14 protein-coding genes are annotated in these 19,813 nt (G+C 62.7%); 13 read left to right on the forward strand and 1 reads right to left on the reverse strand.

Annotated elements, in window-relative coordinates:
• Positions 1 to 55: 55 nt before the first annotated feature.
• From PQR27_RS07715 to PQR27_RS07750, 8 genes are all read left to right on the forward strand, one after another.
• Positions 56 to 1,192: a WD40/YVTN/BNR-like repeat-containing protein gene (locus PQR27_RS07715; protein ID WP_408226475.1), complete on the forward strand. Its 1,137-nt coding sequence runs from the start codon at positions 56 to 58 to the stop codon at positions 1,190 to 1,192.
• A 31-nt stretch (positions 1,193 to 1,223) separates the two neighbouring features.
• Positions 1,224 to 3,635, forward strand: a complete 2,412-nt coding sequence (locus tag PQR27_RS07720; RefSeq protein ID WP_408398015.1) for an efflux RND transporter permease subunit — start codon at positions 1,224 to 1,226, stop codon at positions 3,633 to 3,635.
• A gap of 430 nt (positions 3,636 to 4,065) precedes the next feature.
• On the forward strand, positions 4,066 to 5,181 hold the full coding sequence (locus PQR27_RS07725; RefSeq protein ID WP_408398017.1) for a porin: 1,116 nt from the start codon (positions 4,066 to 4,068) through the stop codon (positions 5,179 to 5,181).
• 111 nt (positions 5,182 to 5,292) lie between these two features.
• Positions 5,293 to 6,039, forward strand: a complete 747-nt coding sequence (locus tag PQR27_RS07730) for an SDR family NAD(P)-dependent oxidoreductase (protein ID WP_408226484.1) — start codon at positions 5,293 to 5,295, stop codon at positions 6,037 to 6,039.
• An 80-nt stretch (positions 6,040 to 6,119) separates the two neighbouring features.
• Positions 6,120 to 6,869 (forward strand): electron transfer flavoprotein subunit beta/FixA family protein, encoded by a 750-nt coding sequence (locus PQR27_RS07735; protein WP_408398019.1) that lies wholly within the window; start codon positions 6,120 to 6,122, stop codon positions 6,867 to 6,869.
• A gap of 21 nt (positions 6,870 to 6,890) precedes the next feature.
• Positions 6,891 to 7,823 (forward strand): electron transfer flavoprotein subunit alpha/FixB family protein, encoded by a 933-nt coding sequence (locus PQR27_RS07740; RefSeq protein ID WP_408398021.1) that lies wholly within the window; start codon positions 6,891 to 6,893, stop codon positions 7,821 to 7,823.
• 844 nt (positions 7,824 to 8,667) lie between these two features.
• On the forward strand, positions 8,668 to 10,296 hold the full coding sequence (locus PQR27_RS07745) for an electron transfer flavoprotein-ubiquinone oxidoreductase (RefSeq protein WP_408226729.1): 1,629 nt from the start codon (positions 8,668 to 8,670) through the stop codon (positions 10,294 to 10,296).
• 107 nt (positions 10,297 to 10,403) lie between these two features.
• The gene (locus PQR27_RS07750) at positions 10,404 to 11,564 is read left to right on the forward strand and encodes an iron-containing alcohol dehydrogenase (RefSeq protein ID WP_408406173.1); all 1,161 of its coding nucleotides are present in this window, start codon (positions 10,404 to 10,406) and stop codon (positions 11,562 to 11,564) included.
• Between the two features lie 33 nt (positions 11,565 to 11,597).
• Here PQR27_RS07750 and PQR27_RS07755 read toward each other — a convergent pair whose 3' ends face one another.
• Positions 11,598 to 14,297 carry a winged helix-turn-helix domain-containing protein gene (locus tag PQR27_RS07755; protein ID WP_408226496.1) on the reverse strand — a complete coding sequence of 900 codons (2,700 nt, stop codon included), beginning with the start codon at positions 14,295 to 14,297 and terminating at the stop codon, positions 11,598 to 11,600.
• Between the two features lie 396 nt (positions 14,298 to 14,693).
• Here PQR27_RS07755 and PQR27_RS07760 point away from each other — a divergent pair, with 396 nt between their 5' ends.
• The 5 genes from PQR27_RS07760 (at position 14,694) to PQR27_RS07780 (ending at position 19,700) form a co-directional block, all read left to right on the forward strand.
• A complete protein-coding gene (locus PQR27_RS07760) occupies positions 14,694 to 15,875 on the forward strand; it encodes a lipid-transfer protein (protein WP_408226499.1) in 1,182 nt (393 codons plus the stop codon).
• 13 nt (positions 15,876 to 15,888) lie between these two features.
• Positions 15,889 to 17,088 (forward strand): acyl-CoA dehydrogenase, encoded by a 1,200-nt coding sequence (locus PQR27_RS07765; RefSeq protein ID WP_408226502.1) that lies wholly within the window; start codon positions 15,889 to 15,891, stop codon positions 17,086 to 17,088.
• A gap of 15 nt (positions 17,089 to 17,103) precedes the next feature.
• Positions 17,104 to 18,258 carry an acyl-CoA dehydrogenase family protein gene (locus PQR27_RS07770; RefSeq protein WP_408226505.1) on the forward strand — a complete coding sequence of 385 codons (1,155 nt, stop codon included), beginning with the start codon at positions 17,104 to 17,106 and terminating at the stop codon, positions 18,256 to 18,258.
• A complete protein-coding gene (locus PQR27_RS07775; RefSeq protein WP_408226508.1) occupies positions 18,255 to 18,710 on the forward strand; it encodes a MaoC family dehydratase in 456 nt (151 codons plus the stop codon). The genes PQR27_RS07770 and PQR27_RS07775 overlap by 4 nt, the downstream gene beginning before the upstream one ends.
• An 87-nt stretch (positions 18,711 to 18,797) precedes the next feature.
• Positions 18,798 to 19,700, forward strand: coding sequence for an SDR family NAD(P)-dependent oxidoreductase (locus PQR27_RS07780; protein ID WP_408226510.1), 903 nt, complete (start codon positions 18,798 to 18,800; stop codon positions 19,698 to 19,700).
• The last annotated feature ends 113 nt before the right edge of the window (positions 19,701 to 19,813 follow it).

Genomic DNA, 19,813 nt, shown 5'->3' on the forward strand with positions numbered 1-19,813 from the left:
ATACGACATGATTGCGGATGCCTTGGAAAAGGCATCGGATGATCGAAGGTGAAACATGTTTCAGCAAACGTTTGTGGGCATCGCCCGCGGGAGTCTGCTGCTGGGCGCGCTGATGATGGCGAGCTCTGGCGGAGTCGCGGCGCAATCGTTGTCGGACACGAGCGCGCACCAGAGCGCGGGTGTGGTTTTGCACAAGGATCCGTTTGTCGATCCGCTGGATGAGGCTGCGGTGATGCACCGAAGCATCGCTGGGCGACCCCTGATGTCGGTCGTGCGTGCAGGAACGCGGCTTGTTGTGGCCGGCATGCGTGGCCTGATTGCGATGTCGGACGACAACGGCAAGACGTGGACCCAGGTGAGCTCGCCGGTCAGAAGCGATCTGCTCGCGCTGAGCTTTCCGACGGCGTTGGAAGGCTGGGCGGTCGGCCACGATGGCGTTGTGCTCCACACCGCCGACGGCGGTAAGACCTGGATCAAGCAGTTCGACGGCCGCATGGCCGCCACGGCGCTGATTGAAAACTACAAGACGCGCATTGCTGCCGGCGATGCCACGTTGCAACCCTACCTGGATCAACTGGTACTGAACTACAAAGCGGGACCGTCGCTGCCGCTTCTCGGCGTGGTGTTCCGGGATACGTTGCATGGATTCGCCGTCGGGCCGTTCGGCATGGCTATCGCGACCGACGATGGCGGGAAAACCTGGGCTCCCATTCTGGAGCGTATCGAGAATCCACAGTTTCTGCATCTGGACGCGATCCGTGAAGTGGCGGGCAAGGTGTATATCGCCGCCGAAAAAGGCACCGTCTTCTGGCTCGATCCGGACACGGGAAAGTTTCATCGCGTTGATACAGGCTATGCAGGAAGCTTCTTTGGCGTGACAGGCAACGAGGACGTGCTGCTCGCCTACGGGCTGCGCGGCACGGTCTATCGCAGTGCCGATCGCGGCGCCACATGGCGTGCGATGCAAAGTCCGCTGCATGGCACCGTGACCGGCGCGAGCTATGTGCCAGGGCTTCGCACTTTTGCGCTCGTGAGCAGCGCCGGTGAGATTGCAACCGCTGACGCATCGGCAAACGCGCTTCACCTTTCGAAGTCCACGCGGCCGACGCTCATCACTGCGGTACAGGCATTAGCGGGCAGCACGCTGGTTTTGTCAGGTCTCGATGGCGTGAGTTTCGCCGCGCTTCGGTAATCGCACCCGCTTCAGGATAAAGAATACAGGTATGTCACTGAACACTGAACGAATCGATTCAATGCCGGTTCTGAAGAACCGTGAGGATTTCGAATCGAAATCCGGCTCGCGCCTCGAGCGGCTCATTTTCAATCATCGGCTATGGATCGTCGTGCTGTGTGCGATCCTGACGGCGTTCCTCAGCTTTGAGGCGGCGAAGTCGACCGTCAGTGCGAGCTACGAACGGATGATGCCGCAGTCGAGCCCGTTCATCCGCAACTATCTCGAGAACATCGGCTCCCTGCGTGGCCTCGGCAACTCGCTGCGCATCGTGGTCGAAAACCGTAAAGGCAACATCTACGACCAGAAGTATCTCAAGGTCCTGCGGCAGGTCAATGACAAGATCTACGTGATTCCGGGCGTCGACCGGTCGTTCGTCAAGTCGCTCTGGATGCCGGTGGTACGGTGGACCGAGGTGACGGAAAACGGCTTCCAGGGCGGCCCGGTGATGCCGGACAACTATGACGGATCGGCCGGCAGCCTCGGTCAACTGCGCACGAACGTCGCGCGGGCCGGCATTGTCGGTTCATTGGTCGGCAATGACCAGCAGTCGAGCACGATCTTTGTGCCGTTGCTCGACCACTATGCGGATACGGGCAAACCGCTCGACGCGCGCGCGGTGTACGACGCAATCGAGAAGATCCGCGCTGAGTATGCCGGCGACGACATCAGCATTCACGTGATCGGCTTTGCCGAGGTGGTGGGCGACCTGATTCATGGGCTGATGCAGATCGCGGTTTATTTCGGTATCGCGGCGGCGATTGCGGCGGCGGTGATCTTCGCCTATACACGCTGCGTCCGGAGCACGGCACTCGTCATCTATTGTTCGTTGACAGCGGTGCTGTGGCAGCTTGGCATCGTTCGGCTGCTGGGCGTCGATCTCGATCCCTATTCGATTCTGGTGCCATTCCTGATCTTTGCCATCGGCGTATCGCATGGCGCCCAGAAGATGAACGGCATCATGCAGGATATCGGGCGTGGCACGGACCGCTATGTGGCGGCGCGTTACACGTTCCGCCGCCTGTTTCTTGCGGGGCTTACCGCGTTGCTGGCGGATGCGGTGGGATTCGCCGTGCTCATGCTCATCGACATTCCGGTGATCCGCGGCCTCGCACTTGCCGCCAGCGTCGGCGTGGCGGTGCTGATCTTTACGAATCTGGTGTTTCTGCCGGTGCTGCTGTCCTACACCGGCGTGACGCGCGCCGCTGCCACGCGCAGTTTGCGTGCCGGCGATCAGAACGCGCTTATCCGGCTGCTCATGCCGTTCACGCGCCGCCCCTATGCGTGCGGGGCTGTGCTGGTAGCGGGGATGCTCACGGCAGGAGGGCTGCTCATCGGCCAGCATCTGAAGATCGGCGATCTCGATCCGGGGGCGCCCGAGTTGCGCGCGGACTCGCGGTATAACCGCGACAACGCGTACATCACCGGCCACTATCGCCTGTCGACCGACCAGTTCGCGGTGATCACGAAGACGCCGCCCGGCGGGATCAACGACTTCAAGACGCTGATCGAAATGGACAACCTCGAGCAGCAGTTGCGGGATCTGCCGGGTGTGCAGACGACGACCTCAATCAGCAGTCTGAGCCGTCGCTACACGGCGGCGGGCTATGAAGGCGATCCGCGCTGGATGACCATCAGCCGCGATCCCGCCATATCGACCGACGCCGTCAACAACGCCTATGTCGCGAACCCTGAACTGGTGGATGGCGCCCGCGCTGTCGCACCCGTCGTCGCTTTCCTCGCTGACCACAAGGCGCAGACGCTGGCACGGGTGGTGAAGACGGTCGAAGCGTTCGCGGCCCAGCATAACGCCGGTGACCGCCAGTTCCTGCTGGCGGCCGGCAGCGCCGGGATCGAGGCGGCGACGAACATCGCGGTCGAGAAGGCCAACCGGATGATGCTGCTGCTCGTCTATGCCGCGGTCATCGTGCTGTGCTTCATTACGTTCCGTAGCTGGCGCGCGGTGGTGGTGGCCGTCGTGCCGCTCATCATTACGTCGATTCTGTGCGAGGCGTTGATGGTGATGCTCGGCATCGGCGTGAAGGTCGCGACACTGCCGGTGACCGCGTTGGGTGTCGGCATTGGCGTGGATTACGCGCTCTACCTGGTCAGTGTTCAACTGACGATGCTGCGGCAGGGCGCTTCGCTCGAAGACGCTTACCGTGGAGCGCTCAGCTTTACCGGCAAGGTCATTGCGCTGATTGGCGTCACGCTTGCCGTCGCGGTGGTGACGTGGGCATGGTCGCCGATCAAGTTCCAGGCTGATATGGGCATTCTGCTTACCTTTATGTTCGTGTGGAACATGGTGGGCGCGCTCGTGCTGATTCCCGCGTTGTCATACTTCCTGCTGAATCATCGGAAGGTACCGCAGAGCGCGGCATCGCAAGTTCTCGCCAGAGAATAGCGCCACGCGCGACCGAGGCGCCGTCCCGTAACCGTTTGCAACGAGGCCGTTGCGCGAGGCGACGCCCGTGCGACGGCCTTTCCCGCACGCGGCAGGCACGGCGTCACCCTGACGCCGGTGCCGCGTCCGCCATTGGCATAGGGGCGACGCCCCCCGGTCGGCATATTGGGCTGCGGCAACCCCCCTACATGGGAGGGGGGCATCCAGGCGGGAAGGTCCCTATCCTTCTTCCATGCCAACTGGCATGTCAGCACGTCAGAGGGTTACACGGCGTCCGTTACACGCGTCCGTTACACGGCGTCCGTTACACGGCGTCCGTTACACGGCGTCCGTTACACGGCGTCCGCGAAGGTATCCGCAGCTGTTACGCATTTGCTTGAGTTTGCTTCGCGCGTCTGTCCGGCGCGATAGGCACAAAGAGGAAGGTTGTATGCGCTTTATCAGTCGGAGTATGGGCGGGGCCGCATTGATGCTCGCCGCAGGGGGGGCCGCGGCGCAGTCAAACGTGACGCTGTATGGGGTGGTCGATACGTTCGTCCAGTACCTGAATAACGGCGGAAAGACTTCGATCTCCGAGCGAAGCGGCGGCAGCACGGGGTCGATGATCGGCCTGAAGGGCAGTGAAGATCTGGGTGGCGGACTGAAGGCGATCTTCGATCTGGAAAGCGGTTTCACGGCGAACAACGGCGCATTTTTTGTCGATAGCAGCAAGCTTTTCGAGCGTCAGTCATGGGTCGGACTCGCGAGCGACCACTACGGCACGCTGACATTCGGGCGTCAATATCAGCCGAGTTTCTGGATCGCGTATTTCGCCGAGCCGTTCCGGGGCAACGAAATCTTGTCGCCGTTCTCGGCGGGCATCTTGCCGGTGGACAAGCGGACCCTGTCTACCCAATACCCGGCAGGGCGGGTGGATAACTCGATCTTGTACCGCTCGCCGGTCTTGGGCGGTTTCAAGTTTTATGCGATGTACGCGCTTCCTGACACGGTGACCCAGCCAGTGCCGGTCACTTCGGGCGATGTCCTCGATGTCGGGGTGACCTACGAAGGCTATGGGCTTTACGCAGGCCTCGCGTATCAGAACCAGCATGCGGGCACTGAAACGTTCCCCGGGCTGCCGGCTGCGCTGAATCTGCTGCCGACGGAGCACTTCACGGGCGCACTGGCGTACCGGCTGGGCATCGTGAATCTCCAGTTCATCTATACCTATGCCCGGCCGGGCAATGCGCCGGCGGGTTCGCCGGCGGCGCAGCTCAATGCGGGGCATTCGGTCAGCGTGGCCGAACTGGGCGCGACGATTCAGGCCACCGCGGCGGACGTGATCGAGGTGGCCGCGGTTGAGCGCAACGTGCGCGGCGCTCACGACAACACGGTTGGCATAGAGCTGGGCGCTGATCACAACCTGTCCAAACGCACGAGCGTCTACATGCGTGCGGGCTATATGAAGAACCACGGCAGCGCGACGGCGAGCTGGCCAGGGGTATCGGTGACCGGGACAGGCACGTCGCAGACCCTTTTCGCGCTCGGCATCATGCATCGATTCTGACGGGCACGCGCACGATCCGAGGGGGTGCCTGGTGGGGGCCGTTGCGTTGCAGAGGAGTCGTCCGATTGCGCAGCATCCTGAACGTACAAACGTAGAGAATGAGGAAGAAAGATGAAACTGCAAAACAAGGTAGCTGTCGTCACGGGCGCCGCTTCGGGCCTCGGGCTCGCCACCTGCCAGGCGCTGGCGGCGGCGGGTGCCACGGTGGTCGGCTTCGATCTGGACAAGACGAAGCTTGACGACGCGCTCGGCACGGGCATCAAAGGGATTGCCGTCGACGTGGCCGACGAAGCCAGTGTGAAGGCTGGCATCGATGCGGTCGTTCACGAATACGGTCATGTGCATATCGCCGTCAATTGCGCCGGCGTGCTCGGACCCTGCAAGACGATTTCGAAAGGCCAGCTTTTTCCGTCGGATCTCTGGAACCGCGTGATCGGCGTGAACCTGACGGGCACCTTTAATGTGATTCGCCATGCAGCGCTCGCGATGACGGCCAACGAACCGGAAGAGACCGGCGAGCGTGGCGTGATCATCAACACCGCATCGGGTGCGGCTCGCGGGGGGCAGATGGGGCAGGCCGCTTACAGCGCGAGCAAGGCCGCGGTGATCGGTATGACCACTCCCGTGGCGCGCGACCTCGCGGAGCACGGTATTCGGGTCGTGTCGATTGCACCGGGTTTGTTCGAGTCGGGCATGTCGGCCGGTATGCCGCCGAAGGTGTCGGACGGATTGATCGAGAAAATGCTGTTCCCGCGGCGCATGGGCAAAGCGAGCGAATTCGCAGCTCTGGTTCAGCACGTGATCGAGAACGCCTATTTGAATGCGACCACACTCGACATCGATTGCGGCACGCGATAGCCATGTCTCAGCGGTGGCGTGCGCTCAGAGTCGGCGCGTGCCGCTGCCCATAGAGAATCTCAGCAGGCAAGGAGAAGGTTGTGAAGATTTTAGTTGCAGTTAAAAGAGTGGTTGATGCGAATGTGAAGGTCGGCGCGAAGTCGGACGGCACGGGCGTCGATCTGGCGAATGTGAAGATGTCGATGAACCCGTTCGACGAGATCGGCGTAGAAGAAGCGGTACGTCTGAGAGAAGCGGGCGTGGCGACCGAAGTGATCGCCGTGTCGGCGGGTGTGACGCAAGCGCAGGAAACGCTGCGCACGGCGCTGGCGATCGGCGCGGACCGCGCGATCCTGGTCGAGTCGAACGAAGAGCTGCAGCCGCTGGCCGTCGCCAAGCTGCTGAAGGCGCTGGTCGACAAGGAACAACCTGGGCTGGTCATTCTGGGCAAGCAGGCGATCGACGACGATTCGAACCAGACCGGCCAGATGCTGGCTGCGCTGGCGAACCTGCCGCAAGCCACGTTCGCGTCGAAGGTTGTCGTGGCCGACGGTAAAGCTACGGTGTCGCGCGAAGTCGACGGCGGTGCGGAAACGCTGTCGCTGACGCTGCCGGCCGTGGTCACCACCGACTTGCGCCTGAACGAGCCGCGCTACGTGACGCTGCCGAACATCATGAAGGCGAAGAAGAAGCCGCTGGAAATCGTCAAGCCGGAAGATCTGGGTGTCGACGTCGCGTCGCGCCTGAAGACGCTGAAAGTCGCCGAGCCGCCGAAGCGCTCCGCCGGTGTGAAGGTGCCGGATGTGAAGACGCTGGTCGAGAAGCTGAAGACCGAAGCCAAGGTGTTGTAGTTAGGACCTGAGAGATAAAAAATGACGAATCTAATAATTGCAGAGCACGACAACGCGTCGATCAAGGCCGCGACGCTGAATACGATTGCCGCCGCGCAGAAGATTGGCGGTGATATTCACGTGCTGGTCGCAGGGCACAACGCACAAGCTGCAGCGGATGCGGCAGCGAAGATTGCTGGCGTGAGCAAGGTGTTGCTGGCCGACGCGCCGCAGCTCGCAGCAGGCCTCGCAGAGAACGTCGAAGCGACGGTGATGAACATCGCGAAGGATTACACGCACATCCTCGCGCCGGCGACTGCCTATGGCAAGAACATCGCGCCGCGTATTGCGGCGAAGCTCGATGTTGCGCAGATCAGCGAAATCACTGCAGTGGCTTCGGCTGACACTTTCGAACGCCCGATCTACGCTGGCAACGCGATCGCAACGGTTCAATCTCAAGATCCGATCAAGGTCATCACGGTCCGCACGACCGGCTTCGACCCGGTGGCGGCCGACGGCGGCAGCGCGACGGTCGAGAAGATCGAAGCCGCAGCGGATACCGGCCTGTCGCAGTTCTTGAGCCGCGAAGTGACGAAGCTGGACCGTCCAGAACTGACCTCGGCGAAGATCATCGTGTCGGGTGGCCGCGGTCTGGGCAACGGCGAGAACTACACCAAGGTTCTGGAACCGCTGGCCGACAAGCTGAACGCGGCGTTGGGCGCCTCGCGCGCAGCCGTCGATGCGGGCTTCGTGCCGAACGACTATCAGGTTGGGCAGACCGGCAAGATCGTCGCGCCGCAACTGTATCTTGCAGTCGGTATCTCGGGCGCGATCCAGCATCTGGCCGGGATGAAAGACTCGAAGGTCATTGTCGCGATCAACAAGGATCCGGAAGCGCCGATTTTCAGCGTTGCCGATTACGGTCTCGTCGGCGATCTGTTCGAGGTGGTGCCGGAACTCGCGAGCGAACTTTAATTGCGGGCATAGACAGGTTAGCGACTACACAGTCCTGCACACCGACACGCCCCCCCACTCGTGGAGGGGCCATTCGAAGCCCATCACGGTACCTTTAAAGCGTGCGCAAAAACCTGGAGTGGCGGCGGCACGCTTGCCTTCTTCAGCATTGCGCGATATCGGCGTGCGCGTCCATCAGCCGCAGTGTCCCGCGCATGGTGAAGCGCATGGCCCAGCAGACCTGTTGTCTGGACAAGCGGGTTGGCGCGCCGTGTAATACAGGACGTTGGCGTAGTCGGAGAAACAAATGGGTACTCGAGAAAAGTCGTTGCGCGTACTGGTTGAGAATTGGATGGGACCTGACGCGGCGAAGCATGCCCGCGTGACCCGTTTCAGTCACTCCCGCCGTAAGCAGTGGCGCTATGTGTGTGTGGAAGCCGATCGACCGTCAGGCACGCTGGCGTTCGTCTTCTTTCGTCACGACGAGGGATCGTGGTGCGTATTCCCCCCGGAATACAAGCGACCAACGATGAATATCGTACGAACCATCGCTTCGCCGGCCACGAGTCCTGACTGCGCAAGGCAATTTTCAGGCGACGAGGCTCTTCACGTCGCCTGAGCGGCCGGAGCGCCAGTGTTTGGCTCGGCAGCCGCTTGTGAATGCCAGCAATGCGCTTGGGCTAATCGATGCCGCAGGAAGCGGGACTGTCACAGGTCCGCGGCGCCGGTCGACGTTTTCCCAGATTAAAAAAAGTCGCGTGGCTCGCGTGAGACGCGACTTATACCGTTTTTATAAGCATGGAGACCTGGTTCAGTGTGTATCTCGACAGTCCTCGAAGATGACTTCGCCCCCAAGCGCGAGTCGATGCAATACGACGTGGTGATCGTCGGCGGCGGGCCGGCCGGCCTGTCCGCGGCGATCCGCCTGAAGCAGCTGGCACAGGAAAAAGGCGCGGAGATTGGCGTCTGCGTATTGGAAAAGGGCTCAGAGGTCGGTGCTCATATTCTCTCCGGCGCGGTAATGGACCCCCGCGCCCTTACCGAACTGATTCCTGACTGGAAGGAAAAAGGCGCGCCGCTGAATGTGGACGTGACCGAAGACCGCTTCCTGTTCCTGTCGAAAACCGGTTCGAAGAGCGTGCCGACCTGGGCTCTGCCGGGCAACTTCAAGAACCACGGCAACTACGTTGTGAGCCTTGCGAATGTCACGCGCTGGCTGGGACAGCAGGCCGAGGCGCTGGGCGTCGAGATCTTCCCGGGCTTTCCGGCTGCCGAAGTGCTGTACAACGACGACGGCTCCGTGAAAGGCGTCGCCACGGGCGATCTGGGCATCGGCAAGGAGGGGCAGCAGACCGAGAATTTCCAGCTCGGCATGGAGCTGCACGCCAAGTACACGCTGTTCTGCGAAGGCGCACGCGGCCATCTCGGCCGTCAGCTGAACGACCGGTTCAAGCTGCGCGACGGTGTCGATCCACAGGTCCACGGCCTCGGCATCAAGGAACTGTGGGAAATCGATCCTTCGAAACATAAGCCGGGTCTGGTGATCCATACCGCCGGCTGGCCGCTGGAGAGCGACACCTACGGCGGCTCGTTCCTCTATCACCTGGACAACAACCAGGTGATGGTCGGCTTTGTGGTGGGTCTGGGCTATACGAATCCGTACCTGTCACCGTTCGAGGAGTTCCAGCGCTACAAGACGCATCCGGCGATCCGCGAGTTCCTCGAAGGCGGCAAGCGCGTGTCGTACGGCGCGCGGGCGATCACCGCGGGCGGCCTGATGTCGCTGCCGAAGCTGGTGTTCCCGGGTGGCGCGCTGGTGGGTGACGATGCGGGCTTCCTGAATGCATCGCGGATCAAGGGTTCGCATGCGGCGATCAAGACCGGCATGCTGGCGGCCGATGCGGCGTTCGATGCGGTGCAGGCGGGACGTCAGGCCGATGAACTCACTGCTTATCCGGAGAGCTTCAAGACCTCGTGGCTGCACACTGAACTGTATCGTGCGCGCAACTTCAAGCAGTGGATGAGCAAGGGGCTGTACCTCGGCACCTTGATGGTCGGTGTCGAGCAGAAGCTGCTGGGCGGCAACGTGCCGTGGACGCTGCATCACCAGCATTCCGATCACGAGATGCTGAAACCCGCGTCGCAGTGCAAGCCGATTGTCTATCCGAAGCCGGATGGGAAGCTGACGTTCGACCGCCTGTCTTCGGTGTTCATTTCGAACACCAATCACGAAGAGAATCAGCCGGCTCACCTCACGCTGAAGGACGCAAGCGTTCCCATCAACGTCAATCTGCAAATCTACGCAGGACCGGAAGCCCGTTTCTGTCCAGCAGGCGTGTACGAGTTTGTGAAAGACGAGAGCGACGACGACCGGCTTGTCATCAACGCGCAGAACTGTGTGCATTGCAAGACCTGCGATATCAAGGACCCGACGCAGAACATCGTCTGGGTCACGCCTGAGGGGGGCGGCGGTCCGAATTACCCGAATATGTAATCGGCACGTCGTGAAATGGGCCGCAGAATCAGGATGGCCGATTTCACGCGATTAACGCATTGGCGTCGTGTTCATCGCCTCGCCGAGCCATCGTTCTTTTCAAAGACATGACGCGATCATTCAGCTTTCAAACCGTTCCCACCATCGTCGTCGAGTTTGGCGCGGCGCGACGCCTTGGCGCGTTGCTTCGCGAGACGTATCGCTCCCAGACTCGCCTGTGCGTCGTTACCGACAGTGCACTGAAAAGAAGCGGGCTACTCGATCCGGCACTGAACGACTTGTGCGCACACGGGTGGCATGTGACGCTGGTCGACGATGTGATCGCCGATCCGCCGGAGCACATCGTGATCGAGGCGGCGAACCGCGCGCGCGCCGCCGACGCGGAGGTCATACTCGGGCTGGGCGGCGGCTCGTCGATGGACGTGGCCAAGCTGATTGCGATTCTCGTGCCTGGCAGTCAAACGCTGGCCGAGATCTACGGCGTCAGGAAAGTGACCGGCGCACGCCTGCCTCTCGTGCAGATGCCGACAACCGCAGGGACCGGCTCGGAGGTGACGGCGGTGTCGATCGTGACTACCGGCGAGACGACCAAGACGGGCGTCGTGGCGCCCCAGTTGTACGCGGACCTCGCCATCCTCGACGCTGAGCTCACGCTGGGGCTGCCACGGCACGCAACCGCCGCGACGGGCATCGACGCGATGGTTCATGCCATCGAAGCCTATACGTCGGTACACCTGAAGAATCCTGTTTCCGACATGCTGGCGATGAAGGCGCTTTCGTTGCTGTCGCGCAATCTGCTGCGTGCTTGCGACAACGGCAACGATCGCGCGGCGCGTGAGGCCATGCTGCTCGGTGCGATGTTCGCGGGGCAGGCGTTCGCCAATTCGCCGGTGGCCGCCGTGCATGCGCTCGCCTATCCGATCGGTGGCATTTTTCATGTGCCGCACGGTCTGTCAAACGCACTCGTGTTGCCGCATGTGATGAAATTCAATGTCGAGGCGGCTTCGCATCTGTACGCGGAGCTTGCCGACATTGTGGTGCCAGCCGCAGCCTGCAGCGACGAATCGAAGGCGTACGCGCTGATCGACCACATCGATTGTCTGATAGAGGCGGCAGGCATCGCGCGGACACTGCGCGAGGTCGGCGTTCGACTTGAGGACCTGCCACGCATGGCCCGCGACGCGATGCTGCAGACGCGCCTGCTTGTCAATAACCCTCGTCCCGTCGAGGAGGGCGACGCACTGGCGATCTACCGCGCCGCGTTCTGACGCTCGGCCCGCCAGTCTGCAACCTGAACGCACCTATTGGATCAGGTTCCGATTCCGTGCCCATACCATCGCGTCGTAGCGGCTCGATACTTCCAGTTTCGAAAAGACATTGCGCAGGTTCCATTTCACGGTCTCGACCGTGATTTTCAACGTCAGCGCGATGCGCTTGTTGGACATGGCCTGTGCCACCAGCTCGAGTATTTCGATTTCCCGTTGCGTCAGCGCGGCCTGTCCCCGGCCGGCGCGCGAGTGCGGTTCCGCCGGTACGGCCAGGCCTTTCGCCGTGCCGTCGTCGGGAAATCCCGCCAGCAGTTCGCGTGCGAATTGCAAGGATCGGTCCTGCGATCCCTGTTTTTTCACCAGCAGCGCGAGTTCTTCGCGTGCGAGCAAGCCTTCGTCCAGAAAAGTGCGCACGAGGCCCAACTGGCAGCCGAACTGGACGGCCCGGCTGCGCGATGCCATCGCGTCATCCGTCCGCCCCAGCTCATCGAGCGCGCGCGCCGAAAGCAAATCGACCAACGTGAGCAGCTTGCCCCGTTTAAGCGCCAGCGCATACCGGCGCGCCTCTTCGAGCGCCTGAATGGCAAGCTCCGGCCGCTCGCCGAGATTCATGCGCGCTCGCGCAAGGGCCGCGGCGGCCGGGATTTCGGCCAGGAAGCCCTGACTGTCGGCGTGAGCGCCGGCGAGCTCATCGAGGGCTGCCATCACCGTCGCGGCGTGCACTTTGTCGCCTTTGGCGAGCAGGATCTTGAGCTGCTCGGCGAGCATGAGCGCGACCGGGCGATCCAGCCCCACGGTGCGAAAGCGCACGACCTGCCGCTGCAGGAACGCGAGTGCCGCACCAGGACTCTCCTGCAACAGGTCGAGCCGGGCCCGGCAGAGTGAAGCCCGTACGGTCACTTCCACGCCTGATGATTCCAATAATCCGTGGCGGTTGGCGAGTGTCTCGCGTGCATCGTCGATACGGTTGAGCTCGTAAAACGCGTCGGCGACGAATGCCGAGCAAACATTGGCGGGCACGGACTGATCGCCGAATTCTTTTTGCGCTCGTGCCAGCAGTGGTGAAGCAAGTCGTTCAGCCTCGAGTGCGTTCCCCTCCAGCAAGAGCAACAGGACGCGCGTATTTTCTGCGACGATCGCCATGTCGCTGTTTTCGTCGCGCGGAAGCATGGGGTGACGGTCCAACAGGCTTCGAGCATCGGCGAAGCGTCCTGCACCCGCATAGGCGGTGGCCAACACGGAAAGCGCGAGATACCGCAGGAACGGGTTATCGGCAGCGGCGTCGGGCTGCGACTCCAGCAGATCGATCGCGTGCTTCGCGTCGTCTCGCTGCAGTGCGATGACGGCATGGATCAGCGGCAGGCGGCTCGCAATATCAGGGTGCCGGGCGGCTTCGCTTGCTTGCAGTTGTGTCAGCCGCGCCTGCGCAATAGGCGCGCGCGCAGCCATCGCAACGGCGAGGCAGGCGAGGAAGGAGAGCTTGCGATGCTTGAGCAGCGTCTCGGGAGACAGGCGCTCGAGCAAGCCGAGGATCGGCCCGAGGTATCCCAGCGTCCAGTTTGCCGGCACCGCGCCTTCGATCACCGAAGCGGCGAGATCCACGTCTCCCGCCAGGTTGGCATGACGCACCGCCTCGACGAGCAACTCGTTGGCGGCAAACCAGCGGCTCGCGCGGCTATGCAGATCCGCGATGGCGTGCACGCCGCGCCGTTCCACGCGCGTATTGAGGAATTCGCTGAACAACCGGTGGAAGCGAAACCAGGGCGTGCGATCGTCGAGATCGACAGGCTGGATCGGCAGATTCTCGAACTCCATGCGCCTCAGCAGTTCGGCCGCGCGCGGATTGCCGGTCACGTACTCCGCAAGCGGTGCGTTGAAACGGCGAAACAGCGAGAGTGTCTCGGCGAACTCGACGAGTTCGGCGGGCAGGTCAGCGAGCACCTCCTCGCTGAGGTAGGTTTGCAGATCGTTTGAACGCCACACCACGTCGCGCAAGCGGCTGCCGGCACCCGGGTGGTTTTTCAGCATGATGGCGATCAGTTGAAGGCAGGACGGCCAGCCGCCTGTCATCTCATAGATGAGACCCGCGTCGTCCGCGTTGACTTTGCCCGGCCCGAGGTTCCCGTCGAGAAAGCTGCGCGTTTCCGTGGCACTGAACGGCAACTCCACGCAGTCGATCTCGACCATCTGGTCCATCACGCGAAGCCGGCCCAGGCTGAGTGGCGGGGCTGAACGCGACGCGATCACCAGATGGAAATTCGCGGGACACTGGTCGAGCAGCTTCTGCACCAGTTTGTGTATCCACGGATCCTCGACGTGATGGTAGTCGTCGAGGACGAGAAACAACTCACTCGCGAGATTGGCGATGCCCGCAAGCACGCTCGCGATCATCTCGTCGATCGCACTCTGGCTGCTGCCCTCGACGAACAGGTCGAGCTCGACCGCGACGCCGATCTGCTGCAGGGCGGCAAAGAAGACAGCACAGAAATCCGTGAAACCGCTGTCGTCGGAAGTCAGGGACAGCCACGCCACTTGCGCATGCGATTGCAGACAGGTTTGACGCCATTGTGCAAGCAGCGTGGTTTTGCCGTAGCCGGCGCTGCCTGTGACGAGCGCCAGCTTGCGTTGCTGTGTCTGCGAAAGCAGGCTCAGCAAGCCGGCGCGCGGCACATGCCTGGCGCTGATACGGGGCGGTGCGAACTTCGTCGAAATCAGGAGTTTGGTCGAGTGCATCGTCAGGCCGTCAACAGTGAACAATGGCGCCGCGCGCAGCCGAGGCGCTGCTGGAGCGTTCGCTATGGCGTAACCCGTTGCGATTTCGCGTGCCGGCGCCTGCCGGCCGCCAGGATGATCGACCCGTTTCGCGCATGTCGGGAACAGGCAGGACGCAGCGTTCCGTCCAGCTTAGAGCGGGTCGGTCGCGGTAGAGCCCCTCGTTTCGAGGGGTGTGGGGAAGATACCGACAAGCGTCGGGTGTCGCGCTGACGCGTGCTGTGCTCGCTGTTTCTGTACCGGCGGGCAAGTTTGAACGCCCCCTAGAAAGGAAGGGGCGGGTGCGGGGCGGCTCTGCCTATTATGGCCCAGTGCCGATTCCCCCGAACGGCGTGAATAACAGGTGGAGGAGAGCGTATGACACGCAAGGTGGTAGTCGCCGGTGTAGGGATGGTCCCGTTCAAGAAACCCGGTGCCAGTGAAACGTATGACCTGATGGGTGCGCAGGCTGCGCGATTCGCGCTTGCCGATGCAGGCGTGACCTACCAGGCGATCCAGCAGGCGTATGCCGCATTCGTCTACGGCGATTCGACGGCCGGCCAGCGCGCGCTGTACCACGTCGGCATGACGGGGTTGCCGATCTTCAACGTCAACAACAACTGCTCGACCGGTTCCACGGGCCTGTTTCTCGCACGCCAGGCGATCGTATCGGGCGCGATCGACATCGCGCTGGTGGTGGGGTTCGAACAGATGAATCCGGGCGCGCTCGGCAGCTACTTCAACGACCGTCCGCTGCCTTCCGATCTGTTCAACCAGCAATGCGACCGGCTCGGCGTGCCGACCGACATTCCGCCCGCGCTGCGCATCTTCGGCGGGGCCGGTATGGAGCACATGAAGCGCTTCGGCACGCCGATGGAGAGCTTCGCGAAGATTCGCGCCAAGGCGAGCCGCCACGCGGCGAACAACCCGCTTGCGGTGTTCCGCAAGGTGGTGAGTGTCGAGGACGTCATGAACGAGCAGGTGCTGTGGCCCGGCGTGATGACGCGCTTGATGGCCTGCCCGCCGACCTGCGGCGCGGCGGCGGCCGTCCTGTGCAGCGAAGACTATGCGCGCAAGCATGGTCTCGATTCGCGCGTGTGGATCGCCGCCCAGGCGATCACGACGGACAAGGAGGAATCTTTGCACGGCGACGACCTGCGCTACGTGGCAGGGTACGGCATGTCCAAGGACGCCGCGAGTCAGGTCTACGAGACGGCGGGCGTGGGTGTGGAAGACGTGGACGTGGTCGAGCTGCATGACTGTTTCGCACACAACGAACTGATCACCTACGAAGCGCTTGGCCTGTGTCCGGAAGGTGGCGCAGAGAAGTTCATCGACGACGGTGACAACACTTACGGCGGTCGCTATGTCGTCAACCCGTCCGGCGGCCTGCTGTCGAAAGGACATCCGCTCGGCGCAACGGGTCTCGCGCAATGCACCGAACTCGTCCAGCAACTGCGCGGCACGGCGGGTGAGCGCCAGGTCGAAGGTGCACGGATCGCCCTGCAGCACAACGTCGGCATCGGCGGCGCTTGCGTCGTGACGATGTACCGGAACTGAGCGGGAGACGCTGATGGACTTTCAACCCGATCAGGGACTGGACGCATTTCGCGACGAGGTTCGTACGTTCCTGCGCGAGAACTTGCCGGCCGACCTTGCCGGCAAGCCGGTGGGCAGCGTCAGGTCGATGCGTGCCGATCTCGTGCGCTGGCAGCGCATCCTGAATCAGAAAGGATGGGGCGCGCCCTATTGGGCAGCGAAGGATGGCGGCACCGGTTGGAGCGTGCTGCAGCGGCTGGCGTTCGATGAAGAGTGCGTCGCCGCGGGAGCGCCCACTCAGGACGGCTTTGCGCAGAAGCTGCTGGGCCCGGTACTCAACGAGTTCGCGTCGCCCGAGCAGAAAGCCGAACACCTGCCGTTGATCTTCGCCGGCGAGCGGCTGTGGTGCCAGGGTTTTTCGGAGCCGGGTTCGGGATCGGACCTCGCGTCACTTCGCACGCAGGCGGTGCGCGAGGGCGATCACTACGTGGTGAACGGCCAGAAGATCTGGACCAGCTATGCGCATGAGTCGGACTGGATCTTCCTGCTGGTGCGCACCGATACCGAAGTGAAGAAGCAGGCCGGTATCAGTTTCCTGCTGGTGGACATGAAGACGCCGGGTATTACGGTGCGCCCGATTCGCAGTATCGACGATTGCCATCACCTGAACGAAACCTTCTTCGACAACGTGCGGGTGCCGGTTGGCAATCGCGTCGGCGAAGAGGGCGCCGGTTGGAACATTACCAAGTTCCTGCTCAACAACGAGCACGCCTCCGCGGCCGATCTGCCGATCTTGCGCCGCTACCTGATGCAGCTCAAAAAGCTCGCGACAAGGCAGCTCGCCGGCGGCCAGGCATTGATCGAGCAATCTGAGTTCGCGCTGAAGCTGGCGCGGCTGGAGGCGGAGGTCAACGCGATTGCGATGATGGTCAAGCGCGTCGCTGCGATGGAGCAGGATCATAGCCCCGCAGCGCATGCGATGGGCTCGATCCTGAAGGTGCGTGGCACCGAGCTGCAGCAAAGGCTCAGCGAGTTCGCGCTCGAGGCGCTCGGCGACTATGGCGCGATCGCGTATCCGGAGCCGCACGATGACGCGCAGGGCGAGGCGCTGCCGCTGCAGGAAGTTGGGCGCGGCATTGCCAACGAGATGTTCTTCCGGCGTGCGTCGACGATTTATGGCGGCACGAGCGAAGTTCAGCGCGGCATCATCGCGAAGATGCTGTTTCAATTCTGAGTTGGGCTATCGATCATGAACTTCAACCTGAATTCCGAGCAGCAACTGCTGCAGGACAGCGTGCGCCGCTTTGTCGACAAGGCCTACAGCTTTGAAGCGCGAACCGCGTCGCTCAAGGCGGGCGCTACCCGTAGCGCTGCGCACTGGCAGACGTTTGCCGACAACGGCTGGCTCGCCGCAGCGCTGCCCGAAGCGGCCGGCGGTCTGGGCGGCACGCTCATCGACACCGTATTGATCGCCCACGAATTTGGCCGTGGTCTGGTGGTGGAACCGTATCTGGGCTGCGCGGTGCTCGCGGCGCAAACGCTGGTGGCCGCCGCCACGCCGGCGCAGCTCGAACAGTTGCTGCCGCCGCTTGCAGAGGGTTCGCGCAAGCTCGCACTCGCGTACAGCGAAGCGCAGTCATGTGGTTTTGCCGAGCCTGTCCAGTTGCATGCGAAGGCCACCGCGGACGGCTATACGCTGCACGGCCGCAAGACACTGGTAGCGGGCGGGCTCGACGCCGACAGTTTCATCGTGTCAGCGATCGCGCCAGACGCGCCCGGCATCACGCTCTTCCTGGTGGACGCCGCCAGCACGGGCTTGACGCGTCGCGCGTTGCCGCTACATGACGGTAGCTGGGCCGCGGAAGTTTCGTTCGAAGGCGTACGCGTGCCGCGTGACGCCGTGCTCGGAGCGCCCGGCCAAGGTTTGGCCGCACTGGAGCAGGGCCTCGCACACGGCACTGCGGCGCTGTGCGCGGAGCTGGTGGGCGGGATGGAGAAGGCAATCGCGATTACCGCCGAATACCTGAAGATGCGCAAGCAATTCGGCGTCCCGATCGCCAGCTTCCAGGCACTGCAGCATCGCATGGCCGATATGGCTGCGGAACTGGAAGTGGCGCGTTCGATGCTGTACGCGCTGCTCGCGTCGATTGACAACGATGATGCGGCAACGCGTCAGCATACGGTCTCGCAGGCCAAGGCGCTGATCGGGCGGGCGGCGAAATTCGTGTGCGGCCAGGCGATTCAGTTGCATGGCGGAATCGGCATGACCGAAGAATATGAGGTCGGTCATTACTACAAACGCGCCGTGGTAGCCGATGTTCTGCTGGGCAGCAGCGGCCGGCATGAGGCGGCCTGTGCGGCGCAATTGCAGAAAACCTTGCTTCAGGGAGACAACGCAGCATGAAGATTTTCGAAAAAATCACCGACCTGCAGCCGCTGGTCGGCGAATCGATCGGTACGAGCGATTGGCTGCTGATCGACCAGCACCGCGTGAACCTGTTCGCGGACGCCACCGGCGATCACCAATGGATCCACGTAGACGTCGAGCGGGCCAAGGCCGGGCCGTTTGGCGGTCCGATTGCGCATGGCTTCCTGACGCTGAGCCTGCTGCCGGCGTTCTTTGCAACCGCTTTCGAGATCCGCGAGACGAAGAGCGGCCTGAACTACGGGCTGGACAAGGTGCGTTTCGTCGCGCCGGTGCCCGTGGGCAGCCGGCTGCGCGCGCACTTCCGCTTGCTCGCGTGGGAGGCGCTCGCCAACGGCGGCGCACAACTGAAGATCGAGATGACCGTCGAATGCGAAGGGGGCACGAAGCCCGCGTGCGTCGCGGAATCGATCACACGCCTGTTTCCGTAACTGACTGAGGCAGGGTCGTGGTTCACGATCGTGTCCGACTTCTGATTCCGAAGAATCAGCAATGACTATTAATCTGGAGAGCAAACCATGACAATTCGTTTTGATGGCAAGGTCGCCATTGTGACCGGCGCGGGCGCCGGTTTGGGCCGTGTTCACGCGCTGGCGCTGGCCGCACGTGGCGCGAAGGTCGTCGTCAATGATTTCGGCGGCGCGCGCGATGGCAGCGGCGGCTCGTCCGAGGCGGCGCTCGCGGTGGTCGAGGAGATCGTCAAGGCAGGCGGCATGGCGATCGCCGACGGTGCGAATGTGGCCGACTACGATCAGGTGCAGAAGATGGTTGAGCGCACGGTGACGGAGTTTGGGCGCGTCGACATCCTCGTGAACAACGCCGGCATCCTGCGCGACAAGAGTTTCCAGAAGCTCGAGATGGCCGATATCAAGGCGGTGCTCGACGTGCACCTGATGGGCTCGATCAATTGCTCGAAGGCGGTGTGGGAGATCATGCGTGCGCAGGAGTTTGGGCGCATCGTGATGACCACGTCGTCCTCGGGCATGTATGGCAATTTCGGCCAGGCGAACTATGGAGCCGCGAAGATGGCGGTGATCGGCCTGATGAACGCACTGACGACCGAAGGCCGCAAGTACAACATCAAGGTGAACACGATCGCGCCGGTGGCGGCCACGCGCATGACGTCCGACATTCTGCCCGAAGCGATGCTGCAGCGGATCCAGCCGGAACGCGTGACGCCGGCGGTGCTGTTCTTGTGCGGCGAGGATGCGCCGTCGAAGACGATTATCGCAGCGGGCGGCGGTGCGTTTGCCGCGGCGACGGTGGTGGAGACCGCGCCGGTGCTGCTGTCGGACGCGGAGCTGACGCCCGAAGGCATCGCGGCGCGCTTCGACGAGATCGCGAACTGGAGCACGGCGCGCGCCTATGAAGAGTCGGGCCCGCAGGTGCAGGCGTTCCTGAAGCTGGCTTGCGGCCAGTAACGGAGTGAACGGCCCCGGTGGTGATGCTGCCGGGGCCGTTTTCGTATTGAAGCGGCGGGGGCTGTAGATGCCGGTGCTGAAAATCCGGCGTGGTGGGCGGCCGGCGCGCGAGG

This window comes from Paraburkholderia fungorum, from assembly GCF_046027215.1.
Taxonomy (GTDB): Bacteria; Pseudomonadota; Gammaproteobacteria; order Burkholderiales; family Burkholderiaceae; genus Paraburkholderia; species Paraburkholderia fungorum_D.